The organism is Microbacterium sp. NPDC056044, from assembly GCF_042267145.1.
In the GTDB taxonomy this organism is placed as follows: domain Bacteria; phylum Actinomycetota; class Actinomycetes; order Actinomycetales; family Microbacteriaceae; genus Microbacterium.
Genome location: NZ_JBHJWZ010000002.1, coordinates 747618 through 771642, shown reverse-complemented (window position 1 = coordinate 771642; position 24025 = coordinate 747618). Strand labels below are relative to the sequence as shown.

The 24025-nt window shown below is 70.2% G+C and carries 23 protein-coding genes; 12 read left to right on the top strand and 11 right to left on the bottom strand.

The features are described 5' to 3' along the window. The first annotated feature begins 40 nt into the window (after positions 1-40). From ACFC1I_RS08595 to ACFC1I_RS08570, 6 genes are all read left to right on the top strand, one after another. Positions 41-979 carry an SDR family oxidoreductase gene (locus ACFC1I_RS08595; protein ID WP_376007948.1) on the top strand — a complete coding sequence of 313 codons (939 nt, stop codon included), beginning with the start codon at positions 41-43 and terminating at the stop codon, positions 977-979. 8 nt (positions 980-987) lie between these two features. Further along, a complete protein-coding gene (locus ACFC1I_RS08590) occupies positions 988-1875 on the top strand; it encodes an amidohydrolase family protein (RefSeq protein ID WP_376007946.1) in 888 nt (295 codons plus the stop codon). 1 nt (position 1876) lies between these two features. Further along, complete coding sequence (locus tag ACFC1I_RS08585; RefSeq protein WP_376007944.1) at positions 1877-3067, top strand: acyl-CoA dehydrogenase family protein; 1191 nt, start codon at positions 1877-1879, stop codon at positions 3065-3067. 24 nt (positions 3068-3091) lie between these two features. Continuing rightward, complete coding sequence (locus ACFC1I_RS08580; protein ID WP_376007942.1) at positions 3092-3544, top strand: MaoC family dehydratase; 453 nt, start codon at positions 3092-3094, stop codon at positions 3542-3544. 83 nt (positions 3545-3627) lie between these two features. After that, on the top strand, positions 3628-5151 hold the full coding sequence (locus tag ACFC1I_RS08575; protein WP_376007940.1) for a long-chain fatty acid--CoA ligase: 1524 nt from the start codon (positions 3628-3630) through the stop codon (positions 5149-5151). After that, complete coding sequence (locus tag ACFC1I_RS08570; protein ID WP_376007938.1) at positions 5148-5609, top strand: DUF3237 domain-containing protein; 462 nt, start codon at positions 5148-5150, stop codon at positions 5607-5609. The genes ACFC1I_RS08575 and ACFC1I_RS08570 overlap by 4 nt, the downstream gene beginning before the upstream one ends. Before the next feature lie 22 nt (positions 5610-5631). Here ACFC1I_RS08570 and ACFC1I_RS08565 read toward each other — a convergent pair whose 3' ends face one another. From ACFC1I_RS08565 to ACFC1I_RS08545, 5 genes are all read right to left on the bottom strand, one after another. Continuing rightward, entirely contained in the window at positions 5632-6459 is an 828-nt protein-coding gene (locus ACFC1I_RS08565) for a PaaX family transcriptional regulator C-terminal domain-containing protein (RefSeq protein WP_376007936.1), read from the bottom strand. Further along, entirely contained in the window at positions 6456-7277 is an 822-nt protein-coding gene (locus ACFC1I_RS08560) for an ABC transporter ATP-binding protein (RefSeq protein ID WP_376007934.1), read from the bottom strand. Before ACFC1I_RS08560 ends, ACFC1I_RS08565 begins: the two co-directional genes overlap by 4 nt. Beyond that, complete coding sequence (locus tag ACFC1I_RS08555) at positions 7270-8094, bottom strand: ABC transporter permease (protein WP_376007932.1); 825 nt, start codon at positions 8092-8094, stop codon at positions 7270-7272. The genes ACFC1I_RS08560 and ACFC1I_RS08555 overlap by 8 nt, the downstream gene beginning before the upstream one ends. Continuing rightward, on the bottom strand, positions 8091-8927 hold the full coding sequence (locus ACFC1I_RS08550; protein ID WP_376007930.1) for an ABC transporter permease: 837 nt from the start codon (positions 8925-8927) through the stop codon (positions 8091-8093). Before ACFC1I_RS08550 ends, ACFC1I_RS08555 begins: the two co-directional genes overlap by 4 nt. Before the next feature lie 150 nt (positions 8928-9077). Next, complete coding sequence (locus ACFC1I_RS08545) at positions 9078-10067, bottom strand: ABC transporter substrate-binding protein (protein WP_376007928.1); 990 nt, start codon at positions 10065-10067, stop codon at positions 9078-9080. A 589-nt stretch (positions 10068-10656) separates the two neighbouring features. Between ACFC1I_RS08545 and ACFC1I_RS08540 the strand changes: the two genes are divergently transcribed. The 4 genes from ACFC1I_RS08540 to ACFC1I_RS08525 all read left to right on the top strand — a co-directional run bounded on the left by ACFC1I_RS08540 (position 10657) and on the right by ACFC1I_RS08525 (position 14541). Then, positions 10657-11478 (top strand): methylenetetrahydrofolate reductase, encoded by an 822-nt coding sequence (locus ACFC1I_RS08540; protein ID WP_376008039.1) that lies wholly within the window; start codon positions 10657-10659, stop codon positions 11476-11478. Further along, entirely contained in the window at positions 11475-12350 is an 876-nt protein-coding gene (gene purU / locus ACFC1I_RS08535; RefSeq protein WP_376007926.1) for a formyltetrahydrofolate deformylase, read from the top strand. Before ACFC1I_RS08540 ends, purU begins: the two co-directional genes overlap by 4 nt. A 71-nt stretch (positions 12351-12421) precedes the next feature. After that, positions 12422-13828 (top strand): aminomethyl transferase family protein, encoded by a 1407-nt coding sequence (locus tag ACFC1I_RS08530; RefSeq protein WP_376007924.1) that lies wholly within the window; start codon positions 12422-12424, stop codon positions 13826-13828. Between the two features lie 131 nt (positions 13829-13959). Further along, entirely contained in the window at positions 13960-14541 is a 582-nt protein-coding gene (locus tag ACFC1I_RS08525) for a PadR family transcriptional regulator (protein WP_376007922.1), read from the top strand. A 262-nt stretch (positions 14542-14803) separates the two neighbouring features. Here the strand turns inward: ACFC1I_RS08525 and ACFC1I_RS08520 are convergent, their stop codons facing one another. Beyond that, complete coding sequence (locus tag ACFC1I_RS08520) at positions 14804-16300, bottom strand: aldehyde dehydrogenase family protein (RefSeq protein ID WP_376007920.1); 1497 nt, start codon at positions 16298-16300, stop codon at positions 14804-14806. Between the two features lie 206 nt (positions 16301-16506). Here ACFC1I_RS08520 and ACFC1I_RS08515 point away from each other — a divergent pair, with 206 nt between their 5' ends. Beyond that, the gene (locus tag ACFC1I_RS08515; RefSeq protein ID WP_376007918.1) at positions 16507-17166 is read left to right on the top strand and encodes a GntR family transcriptional regulator; all 660 of its coding nucleotides are present in this window, start codon (positions 16507-16509) and stop codon (positions 17164-17166) included. Positions 17167-17553: 387 nt separating this feature from the next. Here ACFC1I_RS08515 and ACFC1I_RS08510 read toward each other — a convergent pair whose 3' ends face one another. From ACFC1I_RS08510 to ACFC1I_RS08490, 5 genes are read right to left on the bottom strand one after another with little or no spacing between them, the layout of a single operon-like run. After that, a complete protein-coding gene (locus ACFC1I_RS08510) occupies positions 17554-18822 on the bottom strand; it encodes an ABC transporter substrate-binding protein (RefSeq protein ID WP_376007916.1) in 1269 nt (422 codons plus the stop codon). A gap of 24 nt (positions 18823-18846) precedes the next feature. After that, positions 18847-19941: a branched-chain amino acid ABC transporter permease gene (locus ACFC1I_RS08505; protein WP_376007914.1), complete on the bottom strand. Its 1095-nt coding sequence runs from the start codon at positions 19939-19941 to the stop codon at positions 18847-18849. After that, the gene (locus ACFC1I_RS08500) at positions 19941-20822 is read right to left on the bottom strand and encodes a branched-chain amino acid ABC transporter permease (RefSeq protein WP_376007912.1); all 882 of its coding nucleotides are present in this window, start codon (positions 20820-20822) and stop codon (positions 19941-19943) included. The genes ACFC1I_RS08505 and ACFC1I_RS08500 overlap by 1 nt, the downstream gene beginning before the upstream one ends. Before the next feature lie 2 nt (positions 20823-20824). Next, positions 20825-21535, bottom strand: coding sequence for an ABC transporter ATP-binding protein (locus tag ACFC1I_RS08495; RefSeq protein ID WP_376007910.1), 711 nt, complete (start codon positions 21533-21535; stop codon positions 20825-20827). Further along, entirely contained in the window at positions 21522-22301 is a 780-nt protein-coding gene (locus ACFC1I_RS08490; protein WP_376007908.1) for an ABC transporter ATP-binding protein, read from the bottom strand. Before ACFC1I_RS08490 ends, ACFC1I_RS08495 begins: the two co-directional genes overlap by 14 nt. Positions 22302-22560: 259 nt before the next feature. Between ACFC1I_RS08490 and ACFC1I_RS08485 the strand changes: the two genes are divergently transcribed. After that, the gene (locus ACFC1I_RS08485) at positions 22561-23949 is read left to right on the top strand and encodes an aminomethyl transferase family protein (protein ID WP_376007906.1); all 1389 of its coding nucleotides are present in this window, start codon (positions 22561-22563) and stop codon (positions 23947-23949) included. The last annotated feature ends 76 nt before the right edge of the window (positions 23950-24025 follow it).

Below are 24025 nucleotides of genomic sequence, written 5' to 3'. Positions count from 1 at the left end.
GTTGGGTCTTCAATGGGTTCCGACACGAAGGAGTTCACGCATGTCTTCGCACGCCCCCCTCGACGGCAAGGTCGCCATCGTCACCGGCTCGGGCCGCGGCCTCGGCCTCGCCTATGCCCAGGAGCTCGCCCGTCAGGGCGCCGCCGTCGTGATCAACGACGTCGACGAGGCCACCGCCGCCGCCGCGGTCGCGACGATCGAGGCAGAGGGCGGCCGCGCCGTCGCCGTCGCCCTGCCGGTCGGCCCGACCGAGACCGCGAAAGAGCTCGTGCGCACCGCGGTCGACACGTTCGGGCGCCTCGACATCCTCGTCACCAACGCGGGCGTCCTGCGCGACACCGTGCTGTGGAAGATGAGCGACGACGACTTCGACACCGTCATCAACGTGCACCTGCGCGGCACCTTCACGTGCGTGCGCGAGGCCGCGAGCTGGATGCGCGAGAACGAGGTCGCCGGCCGCATCATCTGCATCGGCTCTCCCACCGGGCAGCGCGGCAACTTCGGCCAGACCAACTACGCCGCCGCCAAGGCCGGCATCGTCGGCATGGTGCGAACGTGGGCGCTCGAGCTCAAGCGCGCCGGCATCACCGCGAACGCCGTCATCCCCGTCGCCGCCACCGCGATGACCGCGACCGTGCCGTACTTCGCCGCCGCCGTCGAGGCCGACGCCGCGGGCGAGCCGATGCCCGCGTTCTTCCGCCACGACCTCGGGTTCGGCACGTCCGACGACGTCGCGGGACTCATCGCGTATCTCGCATCGGATGCTGCGGCCGCCGTCACCGGTCAGGCCATCGGCATCGGCGGCGACAGGCTGCAGGTGTGGTCGCACCCCGAGGCCGTCGCGACCGCCTACAGCGACGGCGGCTGGTCGTACGACGACCTGGCGACCGGCTTCGCCGACGCGGCGGGCGCCCTCCAGTCGGTCGGCGAGAAGTTCCCGCCGCTTCCCGAAGAGCTGCAGCGCCCGGCCGCCGGCTGAGGACCGACATGACCCGCTACGAACCCGCGATCGACCTCGATGCGCTCACCGCGATCGACGTGCACGTGCACATCGAGGTCGATCACCACGGGCACTCGTCGCTGCCCGACGACCTCCGCGATGCCGCGGCGAAGTACTTCAGCACCGACGGGCCGAACCCCGACCTCGACGGCGTGGCCGCGTACTACCGCGAGCGCAAGATGGCGGCCGTCGTGTTCACGGTCGACGCCCGCACGAATTTCGGGCACGCGCCGATCTCGAGCGCCGACATCGCCGAGGGCGCGGCGCGCAACAACGACGTGCTGATCCCGTTCGGCTCGGTCGACCCGCTGTCGCCGACCGCGGTCGACGACGCCCGCCGTCTCATCGAGGACCACGGCGTGCGCGGCTTCAAGTTCCACCCCACCGTGCAGGGGTTCGACCCGTCAGACCCGGCCTACTCGTCGCTGTACGAGATCCTGCAGGACGCCGGCGTCGTGGCCCTCTTCCACACCGGCCAGACCGGCATCGGCGCGGGCCTCCCCGGCGGGCGCGGCCTGCTGCTGGGCCTGTCGAACCCGATGCTGCTCGACCCCGTCGCGGCCCGCTTCCCCGACCTGCAGATCATCATGGCGCACCCCTCGGTGCCCTGGCAGGACGAAGCGCTCTCGGTGGCGACGCACAAGCACAACACGTGGATCGACCTGTCGGGCTGGAGCCCGAAGTACTTCCCCGAGTCTCTCGTGCGCGCCGCGAACTCGTACCTCAAGAAGCGGGTGCTCTTCGGCTCGGATTTCCCCCTGCTCACCCCCGACCGCTGGATGCGGGACGCCGAGACCGTCGGCTCGTTCAAGCCCGAGGTCATGCCCGGCATCCTGAAGGACAACGCCGCACGCCTCCTCGGACTCGGCGGCTGACATGCCCACCCTCGAGGCGGATGCGACGTTCGGGTTCGACCCGTTCGCGATCGCGGACGCGCATCTGAGCCCCGCCGCGCGGGCGGCGCTCGGGCGTCTGCAGCAGACGCTGGATCGCAGCATCCATCCCCTCCTCGCCGAGGCTTGGGAGACGGCGACCATGCCGCCCGAGGTCCTCGAGTCCCTCATCCCGCTCGACCTCATGCAGCCGGAGGGGATGGATGCTGCGGAGGCGCGTTCGAGCGTGTTCTCGGGGTTTCGCAACTACGTGCTGGCACGCGCCGACGTGTCGGTGGCGACGCTGTACAACGCGCAGTCCGGACTGTTCCGCACCGCGGTCGCGCTCGGCGGGTCGCCCGCCCAGGCGGCGGAGCTCGACCCGCGCGTGCGCAGCTTCGCGCTGAAGGGCGTGTTCGCGCTCACCGAGCCGGAGCACGGGTCCGACATCGCCGGCGGCCTCGCCACCACCGCGCGCCGCGAGGGCGACGCCTGGGTGATCGACGGCCGTAAGAAGTGGATCGGCGGGGCCGCGGCATCCGATGTGCTCGTCGTGTTCGCGCGCGACGTCGACGACCACGCGGTCAAGGCGTTCCTGGTGCCCACCGACGCACCGGGCGTGCAGCTCGAGAAGGTCGGCGGCAAGATCGCGCTGCGACCCATGCAGAACGCGCTCATCACGCTCGACGGCGTGCGCGTCCATGAGACGGCGCGGCTGCAGAACGTGAACGGCTGGCGCGATGTCGCGCGGATCCTGCGCGCGATGCGCTCGGACGTGGCGTGGATCGCCGCCGGCCTCCAGGCCGGCGCGCTCGACGCGACAGTGCGTTACGCGCGCGAGCGGCACCAGTTCGAGCGGCCCATCGGCGGCTTCCAGCTCGTGCAGGAGAAGCTCGCGCGCATGCTCGGCAACACCGTCGCGTCGCTCGCGCTCGTGGCGCAGCTGTCGGCCCGGCAGGACGCGGGCGAGTACGCCGACGAGAACTCCGCGCTCGCGAAGCTGCAGACCGCGCGCCTTGCGCGCGAGACCGTCGCCCTCGGCCGCGAGGTGCTCGGCGGCAACGGCATCCTGCTCGAGCACGACGTCGCCCGCTTCTTCGCCGACGCCGAAGCCGTGTACTCGTACGAGGGCACGCACGAGATCAACGCCCTCATCGTCGGCCGCGCGCTCACCGGCGCCTCGGCCTTCACCTGATCCGCCCCATCTAAGGAGAACCCCATGACCACCACCGTCGACTACGCCGACGTCGCAGGACTCGCCGGCACCGACCTCGGCTGGACCGAGTGGCTCGAGGTCACGCAGGAGCGCGTGAACCTCTTCGCCGACGCCACCGACGACCACCAGTGGATCCACGTCGACCCCGAGCGCGCCGCCGACGGTCCGTTCGGCGCCCCGATCGCACACGGCTTCCTGTCGCTGTCGCTGACCGTGAAGTTCTGGTCGGAGCTGTTCGACGTCACCGGCGTGACCACGCGCGTGAACTACGGCCTCGACAAGGTGCGGTTCGTGTCGCCGGTCAAGGTCGGCGCGCGGGTGCGCGGCGGCGCGGTCATCGCCGAGGTCACCGAGGTCGCCGGCGGCTACCAGTTCGCCGTCGACCAGACCATCGAGATCGAGGGCGCCGGCAAGCCCGCCGTCGTCGCGCGGGGCCTGTACCGCTTCTACGCCTGACCCGCGACCCGGTCGCCGCCCCCCGTCGCCGCGCGGCGGCTCGGCGACCGGGCGCACTCCTCGAAGGAGAGGACACCGCCACGATGCACAAGGGGATCGGGTTCTGGCTCGCCAAGCGGCGCCTCAAGGACCCCGGCAAGACCGCCGTCGTCTTCGGCGACGACGAGCTCACCTATCGGGAGCTCGCCGACGCCGCCGACCGGGTGGCCGCCGTGCTGTGGCACCGCGGCATCCGGCGCGGCGACGCCGTGGCGTACATCGGCGAGAACAGCCCGCAGTTCCTGCAGGTGATGTTCGGCGCCGCGCAGCTCGGCGCGGTGTTCGTGCCCGTCAACACCCGCCTCGCCGCCCCCGAAGTGCAGCACGTGCTCGTCGACGCCGGCGCGCGGGCCGTCGTGCTCGACGCGGAGTTCCTCGAGCGGGCGATGCCCGGCGTCGAGGCCGGCCGGATCGCGCACGTGATCGTCACCGGCGACGGCCCGCCCGAGCACCCGGGCCTCGCGCGGCTCACCGCCGCGGCGCCGGGCGGGCACACTGTCGCCGACGTCGACCTCGACGACCCGGCCGCGATCGTCTACACCTCCGGCACGACCGGCAAGCCGAAGGGCGCCGTGCTCAGCCACGGCAACCTGACGTGGGTCGCGCTCAACTGCGTCGTCGACTACGACGTCGTCTCGACCGACGTGTCGCTCATGATCTCGCCGCTCTTCCACGTCGCCTCGCTCGGCATGGGCGCGCTGCCCGTGCTGCTGAAGGGTGCGACGCTCGTGCTCGAGAAGGGCTTCGACCCCGGCCGGGCGCTGGCGCTCATCCAGCAGCACCGCATCACCATGCTGAGCGGTGTGCCCACGACATACCAGTTGATGGCCGACCACCCGACGTGGGCGTCGACCGACGTGTCGAGCCTCCGCAAGCTCACGTGCGGCGGCTCGGCCGTTCCGACCCGCATCCTCAACGCGTACGAGGAGCGCGGGCTGTCGTTCTCGCAGGGTTACGGCATGACCGAGACCTCTCCAGGGGCGACCTCGCTCTCCCCCGCGATGACTCGCGAGAAGCAGGGCAGCGTGGGCCTGCCGCACTTCTTCACCGACGTGCGCATCACCGACGAGCGCGGCGAGGTGGTGCCGCGGGGCACCGTGGGCGAGATCGAGGTCGCAGGGCCGAACGTGTTCCTCGGCTATCACGGCCTGCCCGACGCGACGGCAGCCGCGTTCACCGCCGACGGCTGGTACCGCTCCGGCGACCTGGGCTACCTCGACGCCGACGGCTACCTCTACATCTCCGACCGCCTGAAGGACATGATCATCTCGGGCGGCGAGAACATCTACCCGGCCGAGGTCGAGAACCTCATCGCCGACATCGAGGGCATCTCGGGCGTGGCCGTGGTCGGCGTGCCCGACGAGCGCTGGGGCGAAGTCCCGTGGGCGGTGGTCACCCTCCGCGAGGGCGCCGAGGTCGATACCGAGATCGTGCGCCGCCACCTCGACGGCCTGCTCGCCCGCTACAAGCTGCCCAAGAACGTCGTGGTCGTCGAAGACCTGCCGCGCACGGCATCCGGCAAGATCCGCAAGGCCGACCTCCGCGCCCGCTACGGAGAAGGTCGATGACCCACCAGCCGCCGGTGCCCGCGCTCGAGCCGGCGTTCGAGGTCGTCGCCGAACTCGGCCCGCTCGAAGACCACGGCCTGACGCGCGCCGGCCACCGCCGCATCATCCCGGTGACCGGCGGCACCATCACGGGCGCGTTCACGGGCGTGATCCTCGCGGGCGGCGCCGACTGGCAGACCGTGCGCGCCGACGGCTCGATCGAGATCGACGGCCGCTACAGCGCGCGCGGCGACGACGGGTCGCTCCTGTACATCCGCGCCCAGGGTGTGCGCAGCGGCGATCCGGCCGTGCTCGAGGCGCTGCTGCGCGGCGACGACGTCGACCCGTCGGACTACTACTTCCGCGCCGCGCTCACGCTCGAGTGCGCCGCGCACCCCGAGTTCGAGCGCGCGGTGTATCTGGCGTCGTACATCCGCGAGGCGGACCGCGTGCGGTACGTGGCGTACCGCGTCACCTGAACGGGGTCCGTCCGGCGTGACCTCAGGTCACGAGGCCCGCGAAATCGCGCACCGCGGGGAACGCGAAAGCCCGCTGCCGGTTGGTGAAGAGCTCGAACGACCGGTCGGCCGGCCAGTCGTCGCCCATGTACTGGCGGGGCAGCCGCGGGTCGGCGCGCAGCAGCGCCAGCCAGTCGGCGACGAGCAGCGTGCGCGCCGTGACGGGAGGGAGATGGGATGCCGCGTCCTCACGCTCCCAGTGGGCGATGAACTCCTCGTGCGCAGCGCGGATGCCTTCGACATCCCACGCGACGCGCACCGCCTCCGCCATCGGGAACCCGTCGAGCTCCGTCGCCGAGAAGGCGTTGACCGAGCCCGGCGGCAGGTCGGGGATGATGGCGCCGAGCGCGGCGGCGAGGTCGACGGCTCCCGGCGCGATCCACAGTCCGTCGCGCAGCACGGCGAAGCCCGACCAGGTGAGCGCGGCCCGCAGCCGGTGACGCAGGTCGCGCAGCTGCTCGGGCACGCTGAAGGTGACGAGCGTCCAGCCCTCGCCCTGCGGCTCGAACGGCGCGGGGCCCTTGACGCGGCCCGACGCCTCGCGCAGCACCTCGCTGCCGTGCGCGGTGAGCTCGAACCCGATCTCCCGCCCCAGCCGGCGGCGCTCCAGCACGCCGCTGTCGACCATGCGGTCGAGGTTCGTGCGCACCGCCGACGCCGCGACGCCCGCGCTCTCAAGCACGCCGATGAGGACGCTCGCACGCAGCGGGTCGAAGTACCGGTCGCACACGAACTCGCCGAAGAACGCCAGCAGCAGCTGGCGCGGCTTGCGCGTGAGGATCGACGCGTCGGCGGCGGGGATCGCGCTCACGCGGCCTCCGGGCGGACGGCCTCCCCGCGCTTGGCGCGCTGGATCTGCTCGTAGACGTGGGTGCGCAGCTCGGTGAACCGCGGCAGCGCCCGCGTGGTGATCTGGTCGCGCTCGGGGGCGAGGTCGATCACGAGATCCTCCTGCACCCAGGTCGGGGACTTCGACAGCACGATGACCCGCTCGCCGAGGTAGACCGACTCGTCGATGTCGTGCGTGACGAACAGGATCGACATGCCGCGTTCGCGGTGCAGCGTCCGCACGAGATCCTCGAGGTCGGCGCGGGTCTGCGCGTCGACGGCGGCGAAGGGCTCGTCCATGATGAGCACCTCCGGCTGGTACGCGACCGCACGCGCGATGGCCACGCGCTGCTGCATGCCGCCCGACAGCTGCCACGGGTAGCTCTTGGCGGCGTGGTCGAGGCCGACGGCGGTCAGCGCGTCGTCGACGAGCCGGTCGCGCTCCGCGCGCGTGAGCTTCTTGTGCTTGAGCGGCAGCTCGACGTTGCCGCGCACCGTCAGCCACGGGTACAGGCTCCGGCCGTACTCCTGGAATACGAGCGCCATCTTGGGCGGCGGCGCCGTCACCCGCTTGCCGTCGAGCTCGACGACTCCCGACGTCGGCTTGAGCAGGCCGGCGATGCACTTCAAGAGCGTCGTCTTGCCGCACCCGGAGGGCCCGACGATGCACACCAGCTCACCGGCATCCATCCGGAATCCGATGTCGCCGATCGCCTCGACGTTGCCGGTCGACGATTCGTACACCTTGCGCAGGTGCTCGACGTTCAAGAGCGTCTGTGCGGTCCGAAGCGAGTCAGGCACGCTCCACCTCCTTGATTCCGTGATACCACCCGAGGACCCGCCGCTCGACCAGGCCGAAGATGGCGGCGAGCAGCACGCCGATGAGTCCCAGCAGCAGGATGCCGCTCCACATCTCGGCGATGAGGTAATTGCGCTGGAAGAAGACGATCTGATAGCCGAGGCCCGACGACGAATACGCCAGCTCCGAGATCACCATGAGGATCAGGGCGATCGAGAGCGACTGCCGCACCCCCGCCATGATGCGCGGGCTGGCGGCCGGGAGCACGAGATACCGCAGGCGCTCCCGCGGGGTCAGCGCGAACGACCGCGCGGTCTCGGTCATCACCGAGTCGGTCGCACGCACGCCCTCGATCGTGTTGAGCAGGATCGGCCACACCGACCCCAGCACGATCACCACGATCTTCATGGCGTCGGTCGGTCCCATCAGCACGACCACGATGGGAAGGAGCACCGGCGGCGGGACCGCGCGGAAGAACTCGAGCATGGGCTCGAGCAGCTCGCGCAGCCAGCGGTTGAGGCCGATGACCGTGCCGGCGACGATCCCGACGACGATCGAGACGACGATGCCGATGGCGAGCCGGCCGAGGCTGGGCAGCACGTCGGTCACGAACGCGGGCCCGACCCACGTGTCGACGAACGCGTCGAGGATCTCCATCGGCGCCGGGAAGAACTTCGCCGGGGCGAGGGTCGCCCAGATGCCCCAGATCACCAGCAGCACGATCGGCAGCCCGATGGCGTAGAGAGTGTTCTCGCCGATCTTCGCCCAGACGCGCGATCGCCGGCGGGGCGTCACGACGGTGCTCGTGTAGAGAGTCACAGCACTTCCTCCCCTCGCACCGACTGGTGCCACGAGAGCGAGCGCCGCTCGATCGCGCGGAAGATGAGGTTGATGACGAGGCCCAGCAGGCCCGTGACGACGACGAGCGCGTACACGGCGGGCCAGTCGCCCGCCGACTGCGCGAGGACGATCTCGCGGCCGAGGCCGGGATTGCCGATGAACATCTCGGCGGTGATCGCGAGGATCAGCGCGACGGCGGCCGCGAGACGCAGGCCCGTCATGAGGTACGGCAGAGCTGTCGGCAGCACCAGATTCACGATGCGCGAGCCCCGTGAGAGCCCGAAGCTGCGCGCCGTGTCGCGGGCCACCGTGTCGACGTCGGCGACGCCGTAGAGCACCTGGATGAACACCTGCCAGAAGCTCGCGTAGACGATGATGACGAGCGCCGACTCGATGCGCAGGCCGAACAGGAGGATCGCAAGCGGGATGAGCGCGACTGACGGGATGGGGCGCAGGAACTCCACCGTCGTGTGAGTCGCGCGGCGCAGGAACGGCACCAGGCCGATGATGGTGCCGAGCACTGTCGCGAGCACCGTGGCGATCACGAGGCCGATGCCCCACGCCGTCATGGTGCGCCCGACGTTGCGCCAGAACTCCAGGTCGCGCATCAGCTGGCCGAGCTCGGCGAGCGTCGTGGTCGCTGTCGGGAAGTAGCGCGGATCGACGACGCCCAGCGTCGGCAGCAGCTGCCAGGTCAGCAGGAATCCGAGGATTCCCGCGACGCCCAGCGCGATCTTACGCAGCGTGCGCAGCCGCCGCGGGCTCCGCGAGCTCCGCGCGGCGCGGGCGGGCGCGGCTTCGGCGATGGCCATCGGCGGTTCCGATCTGCTCGTGGGGATGAAGGCGCGGGAGGGGACGGATGCCTCGGGGCCAGGCTGGGCCCCCGCCCCTAGAGGCTCCGCACGACGCGCCAGCGGCGTGTGGAGGGGGAGCGGGGACCGTCTTCCTCCTTCTTGCGCGGGTTACTGCTGCTGGATGAGGCTGTCGTAGTCGGGCTCGGCGTCGATGTACGCGAACTCGACGGCGAGCGCGCCGAGGTCTTCGATGCCGGCGTCGGCGAGGTCCCACGTGAACGTCGGGAGCGTGATGCCCGCGGCCGCCTCGGCCGGGATCTTGAGGTTGGTCGCGATCGCGGTACGCACGGCCTCTTCGTTGCCGGCCGCCCAGTCGAGCGCCTCGGCCATCGCCTCGGAGTACGCGGTCACGAGCTCGGGATCCTCGTCGAGGAGGGCCTGCGTCGTGATGTTCGTGAGCACCGAGAGGCCCGGGATCGTCGCCTGGTACGGCTGCACGACCGACGTGCCGCCGGCACCGACGACCATGCCGCGGAACGGGTCGGGCGCCCACGCGGCGTCCATCGTGCCCGCTTCGAGCTGCGCCGGCACGTCGGGGAAGGCGACCTCGACGAACTCGATCGTCGCCGGGTCGCCGCCGTCGTCCTGCACGGCCTTGCGGATCGTGAGGTCGCCCGCGGCGCCGAGGGTGTTCACCGACACCTTCTTGCCGGCGAGGTCGGCGGGGCGCGTGATGCCCGAGTCGCCCAGCGCGACGACAGCGTTGACGTCGTCGCCGTCCGCGAGGCTGTTGGCGTAGTTGCCCACGATCACGACGCCGAGGTCCTGCTGGTCGGCGCGGATCGGGCCGAACGGCTGGCCGATAGCGAACTGGATGTCGCCACTCAGGAGCGCCGGGATCGCGTTCGCGCCGCCCTGGGCGGGGACGACCTCGATCTCGAGGCCGTGCTCCTCGAAGATGCCCTCGTCGATCGCGGCCCAGAGGGCCCCGGTCTCGGCGATGGGCAGTGCGGCGACGCGGACCTTGGTGAGTTCGCCCGAGCCGGCGTCGCCGGTCGCGCCGGCGGTGGATTCGGGTCGGGCGGCGGAATCGGTGCAGCCGCTCAGCGCGAGCGCGGCGGCGGCGAGAACGCCGAGGGTGACAAGACTCTTCTTCATTGACGGGCCTCTCGTAGCGGTGCGGGGGTTGCCGGCGGCCTGGGGTGCGTCCACGAGTCGGGGTCCTCACCGCGGCGTGCCGGACATAAGTCATCGTGCGGCAGGCGCGAACCATTGTCAATGGTTTTGTGACGCCCGTCACGATTTGCTTGAACTAGGCCCCTAGTCCTCAACAGGTCAACCGGGCCTCCACATGACCGGATCGGCCGAATTGCTCCTGTGGAAGGGCGGTTGACCTGTCGAAGCGCGGTTGACCTGTCGAAGCGCGGTTGACCTGTGGAAGCGGGGGTGGGGCCGGCGCGCTGGCGCGGGCTCGCGCTCGAGGGTGGGGGTGGGGGTGGGGCCGGCGCGGGGGCGCGGGGGCGCAGCATCCATTCATCGGAACTCGGAAGGTGCACCGCGCGGGCTGAGCCGCAGGCTGGTGGGCATGGCCGACTTGGCTATTGCCATTACCTATGCCCATAGGTAATCTGACATCACTCCCCGCGGTGCGAAGGCGCCCGCGCCGAGGAAAGGACCTCGATCAGTGGCACACCAGACCCCCGTCTCGCCGAAGGCCGCAGCTCTCGTGGACGGCTTCTCGCTCGAGATGACCGGCAAGGACATCCCCGGTCTCGAGGAGGCCCGCGAGATGATCCCGCAGGGCACCAAGATCAACGTGACGTTCCTCGGCAACGAGGATCTCGAGATGCGCGTGGCCGCGGCGAAGGCCGTCAAGGAGATGGGCTTCGTGCCGGTCCCCCATCTGTCGGCCCGCCGGCTGCGGTCGCAGGACGAGCTCGAGGAGTTCCTCGGCCGGCTGCAGGAGGTCGGCGCGACCGAGCACGTGTTCGCCGTCGGCGGCGACCCCGCCGAGCCCGAGGGCCCCTACCCCGACTCGCTCACGGTGATCCAGTCGGGCGTGCTGCAGAAGTTCGGCGTGCGCGAGGTCTCGATCGCCGGCTACCCCGAGGGGCACCCCGACATCGCCGACGACGTGCTGTGGCGGCACCTCGACGAGAAGTCGCTCGCGCTTGCCCAGCAGGGATTGGATGCTGTGATCCTGACGCAGTTCGCGTTCGACACCGATCCCGTGATGACGTGGATCGACGCGGTGCGCGCCCGCGGGATCGAGTCGCAGATCCGCATCGGCACCCCCGGCCCCGCCGGCATCAAGCGGCTGCTCGGCTTCGCCCGCCGCTTCGGCATCGGCGCGAACGCCATGATCGTGAAGAAGTACGGCTTCTCGCTCACGAACCTCATGGGCACCGCCGGGCCCGACCGCTTCGTGTCGGATCTCGCCGGACTGCTGGCCGACGACGAGGACTCCGGCGATGTGAAGCTGCACTTCTACACGTTCGGCGGGCTGCTGGCGACGAGCAACTGGGCGCGGGAGTTCGTCGCGGCGCAATCCTCGGGGGCGCGCCGATGACGACGCACCTCGACGTGCGGCGCGATCACGCGTGCCTGATCGTGCACGGGCCCGACCGCTCGGGCATCGTCGCCGCGGTCACGGCGCTGGTGGCCCGCAACGAAGGCAACATCGTGACGCTCGACCAGTACTCCGACAACCCCGAGGGCGGCGAGTTCTTCCAGCGCGTGGTGTTCCACCGCCCCGACCTGCAGGCCGCCCTGCCGGCTATCGAGGCCGACCTCGACGAAACACTCACCCCGCTCGGCCTCGAGTGGCGGCTCACCGACCAGTCGATCCCCAAGCGCATGGCGATCCTCGCCTCGACGAGCGACCACTGCCTGCTCGAGCTCTTGTGGCGCCACCGCCGCGGCGAGCTGCCGGTCACGATCCCGATGGTGATCTCGAACCACACGAACACGGCGGAAGACGTGCGCAGCTTCGGCATCCCGTTCTTCCACATCCCGTCGCAGGGGCCCGACAAGTCCGCCGCCGAGGCGAAGATCGTCGACCTACTGAAGGGCAACGTCGACTTCGTCGTGCTGGCCCGCTACATGCAGATCCTCTCGGACTCGTTCCTCGACGAGGTGGGGGTGCCGGTGATCAACATCCACCACTCGTTCCTCCCCGCCTTCATCGGCGCGGCGCCCTACCGCAAGGCGAAGGAGCGGGGCGTGAAGCTCATCGGGGCGACGAGCCACTACGTCACCGAAGACCTCGACGAGGGCCCGATCATCGAGCAGGACGTCGCCCGCGTGACCCACGCCATGACGGCGTCCGACCTGCAGGCGCGCGGCGCGTACGTCGAGCGCGCGGTGCTCTCCCGCGCCGTGCAGTGGCACGCCGAAGACCGCGTGATCAGACACGGCAACCACACGATCGTCTTCACCTGAGCGACCCGGAGGCCGCGGGCCGCAGCATCCGACATCCCGACCGACACAACCCACGAACAGAGAGGTTCCCCATGGCGAAGAATCTGCAGGAGCTGCTCGACGGCCACAACGCCGTCGAGATGCTGCGCAATTCGCAGATCGGCTCATACATCTACCCGGTGGTCCCCGCGGACTTCCAGAACTGGATCAAGGAGCAGCGCGCGTGGCGTGACACGGCCGTGCTCTACGACCAGTCGCACCACATGGACAATGTGTTCCTCAAGGGCTCGGACGCGATCCGGCTCATCTCCGACACCGCCATCAACTCGGTCGCGACCTTCCCGGTGAATCGCGCCAAGCAGTACGTGCCGACCACCGCGTCGGGTCACGTCATCGGCGACGGCATCCTCTTCCACGAGGCCGAGGACGAGTACGTCTACGTCGGCCGCGCACCAGCGTCGAACTGGCTGCTGTACCACGGTGAGACCGGCGGCTACTCGAACCTCGACATCACGGTCGACCGCCGCTCCCCCTCGCGTCCCTATGGCGACGCGGTGAGCCGGCGCTACTACCGGTTCCAGATCCAGGGACCGGCGGCGTGGAACGTCATCGAGAAGCTCAACGGCGGACCGCTCGAGCAGCTGAAGTTCTTCAGCATGGCCGAGATGCAGATCGGCGGCGTGAACGTGCGCACCCTGCGTCACGGCATGGCCGGCGCCCCCGGCCTCGAAGTGTGGGGCCCGTACGAGGACCACCACCGCGTGCGCGACCTGATCGTCGAGGCCGGCGCCGAGTTCGGGCTCGTCCCGGTCGGCTCGCGGGCCTACCCGTCGAACACGCTCGAGTCGGGCTGGATCCCGTCGCCGCTTCCCGCCATCTACTCCGGCGAGGCCGAGCGCGGCTACCGCGAGTGGCTCGGCGTCGATAGCTATGAGGCGACCGGCACCCTGGCGGGCTCGTTCGTGTCGGACGACATCTCGGACTACTACCTGACCCCGTGGGAGCTCGGGTACGGCTCGTTCGTGAAGTTCGACCACGACTTCATCGGCCGCGACGCGCTCGAGAAGATCGACCCCGCGACGCAGCGCCGCAAGGTCACGCTGGCGTGGAACGCCGAGGACGTGACGAAGATCTTCGCCTCGCTCTTCGACACCGAGGGCGAGAGCTACAAGTTCTTCGACCTGCCGCTGGCGAACTACGGGTCGGCGAACTACGACTCGGTGACCGACGCCGACGGCAACAACGTCGGCTTCTCGATGTTCACCGGCTACAGCGCCAACGAGAAGCGCGCGCTGTCGCTGGCGACGGTCAACCCCGATGTGCCCGAGGGCGCCGAGGTGACGGTCGTGTGGGGCGAGCCGAACGGCGGCACCACGAAGGCCTCCGTCGAGCCGCACAAGCAGCTCGAGGTGCGCGCCGTCGTCTCGCCCGTGCCGTACTCGACGGTCGCCCGTCAGACCTACCACGGCGGCTGGCGCACGCAGTACCAGCCGGCCTGAGCCGTCCGGCCGCAGCGAACGGACCGAGGGGGGTCCGCCCACGCCGGGCGGGTCCCCCTTCGGGCATTCCGGGCGACGCCTGGCCGAGGCATCCGGATCCGGTCGCTACGCTCGGGGACGAAGGGAGACGCATGAGTCTGCGCTACGCACTGCTGGCGATCCTGCGGGTCGGCCCGCTGTCGGGCTACGACCTGCAGAAGCAGTTCCACCAGTCGGTCGGCCACGTGTGGCACGCGCCCGACTCCCAGATCTATCCCGAGCTGCGCAAGATGGAGGAGCTCGGCCTCATCGAGGGCGAGGAGCAGACGCGCGGCGAACGCGGCACGCGGCGGATGTACCACGTGACGGATGCCGGTGAGCAGGCGTTCGTCGCATGGATGAGCTCTCCTCTGGACTACCAGCGCGTGCGCGACCCCGCCCACCTCCGCGCGGCCTACCTCGAGGCCGCGACTCCCGCCGACGCGCGCGCCTTCCTGGAACGGCACATCGTGCAGTGGGAGGGCGAGCTGGCGCAGTGGGAGGGCGAGCTCGAGCGCATCGACGCGGTCGCGAACCCGATGCTGGTGCGCCGCCTCGAGGTCACCGCCGACGCCGACCGCGAGCGCACCATCGCCTACAAGCGCTTCGCGTACGAGGGTCTCGTCGAGCGCGCCCAGGGCGAGATCGCCTGGGCCCGCCGCGGCCTCGCGCTCGTCACCCGCCTCGACCCCTGACCCGTCCGGCCCGGGGTGCGTCGCCGGCTCCGGCGCGTCGCCCGGCCCCCGGTGCGTCGCCGGCGCCGGGGTGCGTCTCCGGCCCGGGGCGCGTCGCCCGGCCCGGGGTGCGTCGCCGGCCCGGGCTCACTTTCCGCGAGAGTACAGCTGGTCGCCGAGAGGTAGGGAAGCAACCACCCTCTCGTCCACCAGCAGTACTCTCGCGGAAGGGCAGGTCCCGCCGGAGCGGAGACCTGCCCTTCGTGCGTCGGTGGGGTGGGGGTCAGTGGGCCATCGAGGCCAGGGCCTCGGGGTCGAGGGTCGCGATGGAGCGGGTGTCCTGGAACGCGCGGACGCCCTCGATGCCCTGCTCGCGGCCGAAGCCCGACTGCTTCATGCCGCCGAACGGGGCGCGCAGGTCGAGGCGGGTCGCGCCGTGGTCGTTGACCCAGACGTAGCCGCACTCGAGCTGTGAGCCGACGCGCTGCGCCGCCTCGGGCGAGGCCGTCCACACCGAGCCGCACAGGCCGCCCCAGGTGTCGTTGGCCAGGCGGACGGCCTCGGCCTCGTCGTCGAACGGGATCACCGGGATGACGGGACCGAACTGCTCCTGCGTCACCACGCGCAGCTCGAGCGAGGGGTCGACGACGATCGCCGGGCGCACGAAGTTGCCGCCGGCGAGGTCCCCGCCGGGCAGCTCGCCGAACTCGCGGACGTCGGCGCCGGCATCCTTCGCCTCCTGGATGATCTCGTCGACGAACGCCTTCTGCGCCGGCTGGTGCAGCGGGCCCATCGTCGTGCCCTCGTCGAGGCCGTAGCCGAGCTTCGCGGCCTCGAGGCGGGCGGAAAGCCCGGCGACGAGCTCGTCAGCGCGCGAGCGGTGCACGAAGACGCGCTTGGCGTTCATGCAGATCTGGCCCGTGGTGTCGTAGATCGCCGCGTAGAGCCGGTCGAGGTGCGCGTCGTCGAGGATCGCGTCGTCGAGGAAGACCGCCGCGTCGTTGCCGCCCAGCTCGAGCGTGACCCGGGTGAGGGTCTTCGACGCCATCTCCATGATCCGCTTGCCGCCGTTCACGCTGCCGGTGAAGCAGACCTTCGCGATGTCGGGGTTCTGGATGAGCGCACTCATGTCCTGGTCGCGGCCCGTCACGACGTTGAGCACGCCGGGCGGCAGCTTCTCGGCTACCCGCTGCACGACGCGGGTCGTCGCGAGCGGCGCCGAGGGCGGCGGCTTCACGATCGCCGTGTTGCCCGCGAGCAGCGCGTGCGGCAGCGCCGCGCCGAGGATCGCGATCGGCCAGTTGAACGGCACGATCACGGTCACGACGCCGAGCGGCTGGTAGGTCACGTCTGTCGACACCGGGATCGCGCCGGGGATCGGCGGCAGGTTCTTCGAGGCGTCGACCTCGTCGGCGAGCATGAGCGCGAGGTTCCAGCGGATCTCGAACACGAGCGCGTCGATCCACGCCTCCATGCGGACCTTGCCGTTCTCCTGCGACAGCACCGCCGCGTCCTCGTCGCGGTCGTCCGCGATGCCGGCGATCGCCTCGGCCATCGCGGCCGCACGCTCTTGCGGCGTGAGGGCCGCCCACGCGGGGAAGGCCTTCTTCGCCGCGGCCACGGCATCCTTCACATCCGACTCGCTCGCCGCCGCCGCCTCACCGACGACCGCACCCGGCTTGCCGGGATCGGCGATCGTCAGCACATCATCGGTGAAGCGCTCCTCACCCCCGATGTAGAGCCCCGTCCGGACCGAAGTCCCCGTTGTCGTCTCGCTCATGGAACGCCCACCTCTCCGTGTCGTGCGCCAGGATCCGCCTCGGGTCGGCGCGGATCCACACCTCTTCCAGCGTGCCCCTCCTATGCGTGTGAATCAAGATTGTCGACGATTTTCGCGCACATTTCGTATGAGATTCTTCGCGATGACCGGCCTCTCGCGAGATAGTGTCAGTGCACGGACGATGGCGCCGAAGGAGGTTGGCCGAGATGACCGATGCTGCGATCCTGCGCGACGACGAGACCACGGAGCGTCCCGACCTGACTCAGGTGATCCGCGAGGCGATCCTGGACGCGCAGTTCGCGCCGCACCAGCGTCTCATCGAGGCGGACCTGAGCGAACGCTACGGCGCATCGCGCGCCTCCGTGCGCACGGCGCTGCTGAACCTCGCCGGCGAAGGGCTCGTCGAGCGCCTCCCCAACCGCGGCGCGCGCGTGCGGGCGATCACCGTCGACGAGGCGATCGAGATCGTCGAGGTCCGGATCGGGCTCGAGACGCTGTGCGCCCGCAAGGCCGCCGAGAACCTCACGCCCGCCGACGCCAAGAAGCTGCGGGCGCTGCGCGCCGAAATCGAGGCGGCGATCGGCTCGGGCGACCTGATGGCGTACTCGCGCCTCAACCAGGAGCTCGACCGCCGCATCCGCGACTTGAGCCGCCACGGCACCGCGACGCAGCTGCTCGAACGCCTGCGCGCGCAGTCCGCGCGCCATCAGTTCCGGCTCGCCTTCCACCCCGGTCGCGCCGCGACCTCCGCGCCCGAGCACATCGCGATCATCGACGCGATCCTCGCCAAGGACCCCGACGCCGCCGAGGCCGCGACCCGCGCCCACCTCTCGGGCATCGTCGAGGTGCTGCACGGCATGGAGTGACCCGCGGCCGCGGGCCGCAGCATCCATCCCCTCCTTCGCCCGGCCCGAGCTCGCCCGCACTCCCGCCGCCGCTGGTGTTCGAATCAGGCGATGAGGCGAAATCAGGAAGATTCTGCCGCCAGACGTCCTGTTTTCGCCTCATCGCCTGATTCCGATACCGGACGAGGGACGGATGGACGCACCACCACGACACCGGACGCGGGACGGATGGACGCACGACCCCGGCACCGCGAAGGGGCGGGCGGACGCACGACCCAGACACCGGACGGGGACGGACGCACGCACCACCGCGACCCCGACACCGGACGCGGGACGGACGCACGCGCGACCCCGGCACAGCGAGAGGGGCGGGCGGATCACTCCGCCCGCCCCCTCGCGGGGCTCAGGTCACTCGCCCCAGGCTGTGGCCGGGGCGTAGCCCTTGCCGTTGTACTTCTGCACCTGCACGGTCGAGACGGCGGGCTGGCCGTCCTCGGTCGTGTCGACGCTGGAGCCCTCGAGCATGAGCGGCGCGACGTAGTCCTTGATGCTGCGCAGCTGCGTCATGAAGTCGTCGCGCGTCGGCTCGGTCATCTTCGCGAAGACCTGCTCGAGCGTCGCGCCGACCTGGTACGACCAGACGCAGTGCGGGAACGCGGGGACGTCGGAGTAGTTCGCGTAGTCCTTCAGGGCGCTGAGGAACGCGCCGCCGTCCTCGCTCTCGGCGAAGGTCGGCGCAGCCGCGGCCTGCGCGAACGCGACCGTGTAGACGCCGGGGAACGCCGACGCCCCGCCGGGCTCGAGGATCGCGGACGGGCTCGACGTGTTCGACGGCAGGAACCAGCTGGGCAGCCAGCCGAGCTCCTGCGTCTTCTGCAGCGACGAGATCACGAGCGGCGTGATCGACATGGCGTTGAAGAACACGTCGGCGCCGGAGCCCGCGAGCTCGGTCAGCTGCGCGTCGACCGAGGTGTCGGTGGCCTCGTACGTGAGCTCCTTGACGATCTCGATGTTGTCGGCGCCCTCGATGCCCTTCTTGAAGCCCTCGACGTAGCCCTCGCCGTAGTCGTCGTTCTGCGAGAGGATCGCGACCTTGTGGTCCTCGCTCGAGCTCGCCAGCAGCGTGCCGAAGGCCTCGCCCTCGTTCTGGTAGATCGGCACGAAGCCGAGCGACCACGGGCTCTCCTGCTGGTCGCTGAAGATCGGGTCACCCGACATGATCAGCGCCTGCGGCACCTCGTCGGCGATCGCGGCCTCGCGCCATGCGCGGTTGGTGGGCGTGCCCAGTCCGGCGGTCATCGCGAAGACGCTGCTCTTCAGCTGGTCGTAGTTCGCCTTGGCCTTCTGCGGGTCGTACTCGTCGTCGAGCGCCGTGATCTCGACCGTGCGGGTCTTGCCGTCGCCGAACTCGACGCCGCCGTCGGCGTTCTTGGCGCCGAAGTAGGCCGTGATGCCGGCGACGGTGCACGTGCCAGGGCCGGCGGTGGGCCCCGACAGCGGGGTCGTGATGCCGAGCGTGATCGAGTCGTCGGTGATGCCGGGGCTCGCCTGGGCCGCACCGTCGCCGGTCTCGTTCGGCGTGCCGCCGCCGCGAGAGCAGCCGGCGGCGAGGACGGCGACGATGCCGATCCCGGCGACGACCGAGGCGACGCGCAACTTCCTGCGGTTCATGCTCATGGTCTTGCCTCTCTGTGTGTGTGGTTATGACTGCGTCGGTGAAGCTGGGGGCGGGTCGGTGACGGCCGGGGCGTCTGCGGCGACGGTCTTCGCGGAAGTGGATGCTGCGGCAGCCGTCCGTCCGGAGGGCCCGGTCGCGCCGCCCCGCGGGGCGCCCGCATCGCGGCGGCGGCGACGCCACAGTCGCGGCAGCGACACCAGGCCGCCGGGCAGGATGAACAGCACCACCAGGAGGATCGCGCCCTGCAGCATCGCTGTGATGTTGGGGTCGATGATGTTCGTGATCTGCGGCAGCAGCACGTACCAGACGCCGCCGAGGAGCGAGCCGATGATGCTGCCGGCGCCGCCGATCACCATCGCGGCGAGCAGCTCGATCGAGTGGCCGAAGTGCAGCGTCTCGGGCGACGTGTACTGGATCACGACCATATAGAGGAAGCCGCTCACGCCGCCGATGAGCGACGCGATAGTGAACGCGAGCACCTTGTAGCGGTACGGCGAGACACCCATGGATGCTGCGACAGCCTCGTTGCCCTTCACGATGGCGAAGGCGCGCCCGTACTTGCCGCGCACGAGGTTGCGCGTCAGCAGGAACGTGATGCCGCCGATGAGGATCACGATGTACAGCTGCCACTGGTCGTCATAGAGGCCGGTCCACTCCGGCGCGCTCGAGAAGCGGGCCGACGTGCCCTGGGATCCGCCGGTGAAGTCCGAAAGCCGCTTGGCGAGCGGCAGCCCGACGAGCGGGAGGGCGATCGTCACCATCGCGATCGCGAGGCCGCCGAGACGGGCCGCGGCGAGTGCGACGAGCAGCCCGAACACGGCGGGAACGATGCACGCGAGCACGAACACGAGGACGATGTTCCAGTCCTGGTTGACGCCGTACGCCGTGACGTACGCTCCGACACCGACGAAGAAGATCTGGCCGAGCGAGACCTGCCCGGTGTAGCCCATCACGACGTTGAGGCCGAGCACCGCGACGGCGAAGACGCCGATGCGTGCGATCGTCTGGTTGGCGAACTCGGGGAGGATCAGCGGCCCGACGATGAGCAGCACGACGACGAGGCCGACTCCGGCCCACTTCACCCAGGGGCGCGTCCAGAATTCCGCGGTCGAAGGCATCAGACGCGCACCACCGCTTTCCGGCCGAACAGGCCCTGTGGCCGCACGATGAGCACGACGAAGATGAGGATGAACGGCACCGCGATCTTGAGGTCGTGCCCGATGAAAGGCACGTAGACCGCGGCGAGGTTCTCGAGGACGCCGATGAGCCACGCCGCGACGACCACGCCGATCGGGCTCGAGAGGCCGCCGAGGATGCAGGCGGCGAGCGCGTACACGAGGGCGCCGTCCATCATGCCGGGGGTGAGCGTCAGCTGCGGGGCGACCAGCACGCCGGCGACGGCGCCGAGCACGGCGGCGAGTCCCCAGCCGACCATGAGGTTGCGGCCGACATTGATGCCCGAGAACGCGGCCGAGTCGGGATTGATCGCCACCGCCCGCAGCGCCAGGCCCAGCTTCGTGCCGAGGAACAGCGCCTGCAGGAGCAGCATGATGACGACGATCACGATGATCGTGCCGAGCGAGCGGACGCTGATCACCGCCCCGGCGACCTTGATCGTCTCGAGTGGGAACAGCGACGGGAAGAGCCGGTTGTTGTACGTCCAGATCCACGCGCAGAGCCCGGTGATGAACGTCAGCAGGCCGATCGTCACGACGACGGCAGTGTCGGGGTCGCCGCGCTCGAACCGGCGGATGAGGTAGCGCTCGATGAGCGCCCCCATGAAGAAGGAGATGACGATCGCGCCCAGGATCGCGAGCACGATCGGCACGCCGAACCCGTTGAGGGCCCACGCGATGTACGCCGACAGCACCGCCATGCCGCCCTGCGCGAAGTTGATGAGGCCGGTCGCCTGGTTGACGAGCACGATCGCGAGCGCGAGCGCCGCGTAGATCGACCCCGTCGACAGGCCGTCGATCACGAGCTGGATGAACGTGCCCACCGTCAGCCTCCCAGGTACGCGCGGCGGATCTCGTCCATGCCCTTGAGCTCCGCGGTCGAGCCGGTGAGGACATTGCGCCCCGTCTCGAGCACGGTCGCGCTGTCGACGAGGGTGAAGGCGAGGTTGGCGTTCTGCTCGACGACGAGCATGGCGATGCCCGACTCCTCACGCAGCCGGCCGATCGCCTGGTACACCGTCTTCGCGGTGCCGGGAGCGAGACCGAGGGATGCCTCGTCCAAGAGCAGCAGCCGCGGCCGGGCCATGATCGCCCGGGCGATGGCGAGCATCTGCTGCTCGCCGCCCGACAGGGCCGACCCGTTCGAGCGGATGCGGTCCTTCAGCTGCGGGAACAGCTCGAGGCAGTAGTCGATGTCGGCGCGGATCGCCTTGGCGTCCTTGCGGCGGTACGCGCCCACCCGGAGGTTCTCGCGCACCGTGAGGTCGGAGAGCGTGCCGCGCCCTTCGGGCACGTGCGCGATGCCGAGGGCCGCGACCTGGTCGGGCCGCATGCCCTTGAGGTCCTTGCCGTCGAAGCGGATCGTGCCGGTCGAGCGGACGGTGCCCGACACCGCGCGCAGCGTCGTCGTCTTGCCGGCCCCGTTCGCGCCGAGGATGCCGACCGCTCCCCCGTCGGGCACCGTGAGGGAGACGCCCTCGAGCACCTGCACGCGCCCGTAGAAGGCGCGGACATCGGCGAGCTCAAGCAGCGTCATCGGCGGCGTCCTTCCCGATGTAGGCCTCGATCACGCGCGCGTCGGCCTGCGCCTCGGCGGCCGAGCCCTCCATGAGCTTGCGCCCGTGGTCGAGCACCACGACGCGGTCGGTGAGGGCCGAGATGAGCCCCATGTTGTGCTCGACGATGACGACGGTGATGTCGTCGTCGCGGACGCGCCGGACGGTCTCGATGAGCTGCTCGACCTCGGAGTGCGGGAGTCCCGCCGCGGGCTCGTCGAGCAGCAGCAGCCGCGGCTTCATGAGGAGGGCCCGGCAGAGCTCGACGCCCTTGTGGAGACCGTGCGACAGCTCGTCGGCGCGGGTGCGGGCGGCCCAGCCGAGACCGTGGCCCTCGAGCAGTTCGAGCGCCTCGGCGCGGAGCGCCTTCTCGGAGCGCGTGGTGCGCGGCAGCCGCAGCGACCACTCGGCCGGGCCGCCGGGCAGACGGCTGTGCGCGCCGAGCAGCACGTTCTCGAGGACGGTCTCGCGCAGCTGCAGGGCCGGGTGCTGGAACGTTCGGGCCAGGCCGTGCCGCGCGAGGGTCGCCGGCGGCGAGCCGAGCACCTCGTCGTCGTCGATCGTGATCGAGCCGGAGCTCGGGCGGTAGTGACCGCTCACGCAGTTGAAGAGCGACGTCTTGCCGGCGCCGTTCGGGCCCACGAGACCGAAGATCTGACCGGGCTCCACGGTGAAGGTCACGTCCTCGAGCACCTTGACGCCGCCGAACTGCAGACTCACGTCGCGGACTGCGAGCCGAGCGCCCATGGCCCCCACCTTTCGCGTCGTCGCGTCGTCGTGGTCGATCCGGGAGTCGAGTCCTCCCGTGTTTGGGAAACTACGGATTCGCGGCCAGATTGTCAACGATTTTGGTGCGAAGTTCCGCGACCGTGACCTACGACACGTTGCTGGCTCGCCGCGCACAGGGGCGCAGCATCCGTTTCCGTTCAAAGGAACAACCCTGTCGAGGCGAGGGGTCACGCTCGTACGCTGACCGCAGCTTCCCCAACCCGAAGGAGGGTCGACGATGACCACGATCACCGACACCACGACGGAGTCGCTCGCTCAGGCGATCGACCGCGCCGGCAGTCCCGTCGAGCTGCTGCGCAACCAGAACTGGCCGGCGTTCACGTTCCCGGTGGCGCCCGAGTTCACCAACTGGCGCGACGAGCAGCGGGCGTGGAACACGTCGGTGGCGCTCATGGACCAGTCGCACCACATGACGCAGCTGTTCCTCGACGGCGCCGACCTGATCCCGCTGCTGAGCTCGATCTCGCCCAACACGTTCGCGACTTTCCGGCCCGGTGTCGCGAAGCAGCTCATCTCGGTGAACAAGGACGGCTACCTCATCGGCGACGGCATCCTCTTCTACAACGCCGGGGGGCCAGAGGGGGTCGTGCTCATCGGCCACCACATCCTCATCGACTGGGTGCGGTTCAACGTCGAGAAGGCACAGGCGGCCGGCAAAGACGTGCGCTACCGTCTCGAGGCGAACTCGCACATGCGGCAGGGTCCGCCCACGTTCTACCGGTACGAGCTGCAGGGCCCGAACGCCGACCTCGTGATGGAGAAGGTGTTCGGCGGCCCGGTGCCCGAGATCAAGTTCTTCCACATCGGCGACGTCGAGATCGCGGGACGGCCCGTCAAGGCGCTGCGCCACGGCATGGCCGGGCAGCCGGGCTTCGAGTTCTACGGCCCGTGGGAAGACAGCGACGTCGTGCTCGAGGCGCTGATGGAGGCGGGCGAGGAGCACGGCATCCGCCGCGTCGGCGCCAAGGCCTACTCGTCGTCGCCGCTCGAGTCGGGCTGGGTGCCGACGCCGTTCCCCGCCGTGTTCGACGACGACTTCGCCGAGTACCGCGAGTGGCTGCCGGCGGCGCGCATCGGCTCGGTGGGCGGCTCGCTGTACTCGACCGACATCCACGACTTCTACATGACGCCGTTCGACATCGGCCTCGGCCGCTCTGTGCGGTTCGACCACGACTTCCACGGGCGCGAGGCGCTCGCGAAGCACTCCGAGAACCAGCGCCGCCGCAAGGTGACGCTCATCTGGAACGCCGACGACGTCGCCGCCGTGGTGCGCTCGCAGCTCGAGCCGGGCACGCCCGCGAAGTACCTCGACTTCCCCAAGGCGCGCTACGGGCTGTACCAGATGGACGAGATCCAGAAGGACGGCGAGCGCGTGGGGATCTCGACGGATGCCGGCTACGTGGCGTACGACCAGCTCTACATGTCGCTGGCGACCCTGGACGCCGGCATCCGCGACGGCGACGAGGTCGAGGTGCTGTGGGGAGAGGACCCGATCTCGCGCAAGGACGGTGTCGACGCCGATCACCGCCAGGTGCGGATCCGCGCGACAGTCGCCCCCGCGCCGTACCACGACTACGCCCGGACGGTGTATCGCCAGAACGCCTGAAGCAGGGCCGGGTCGGTCCGGCGTGAGAGGGGGAGGTCGGCGCGAACCGGCCTCCCTCTCCACGTCGGCGGAGATT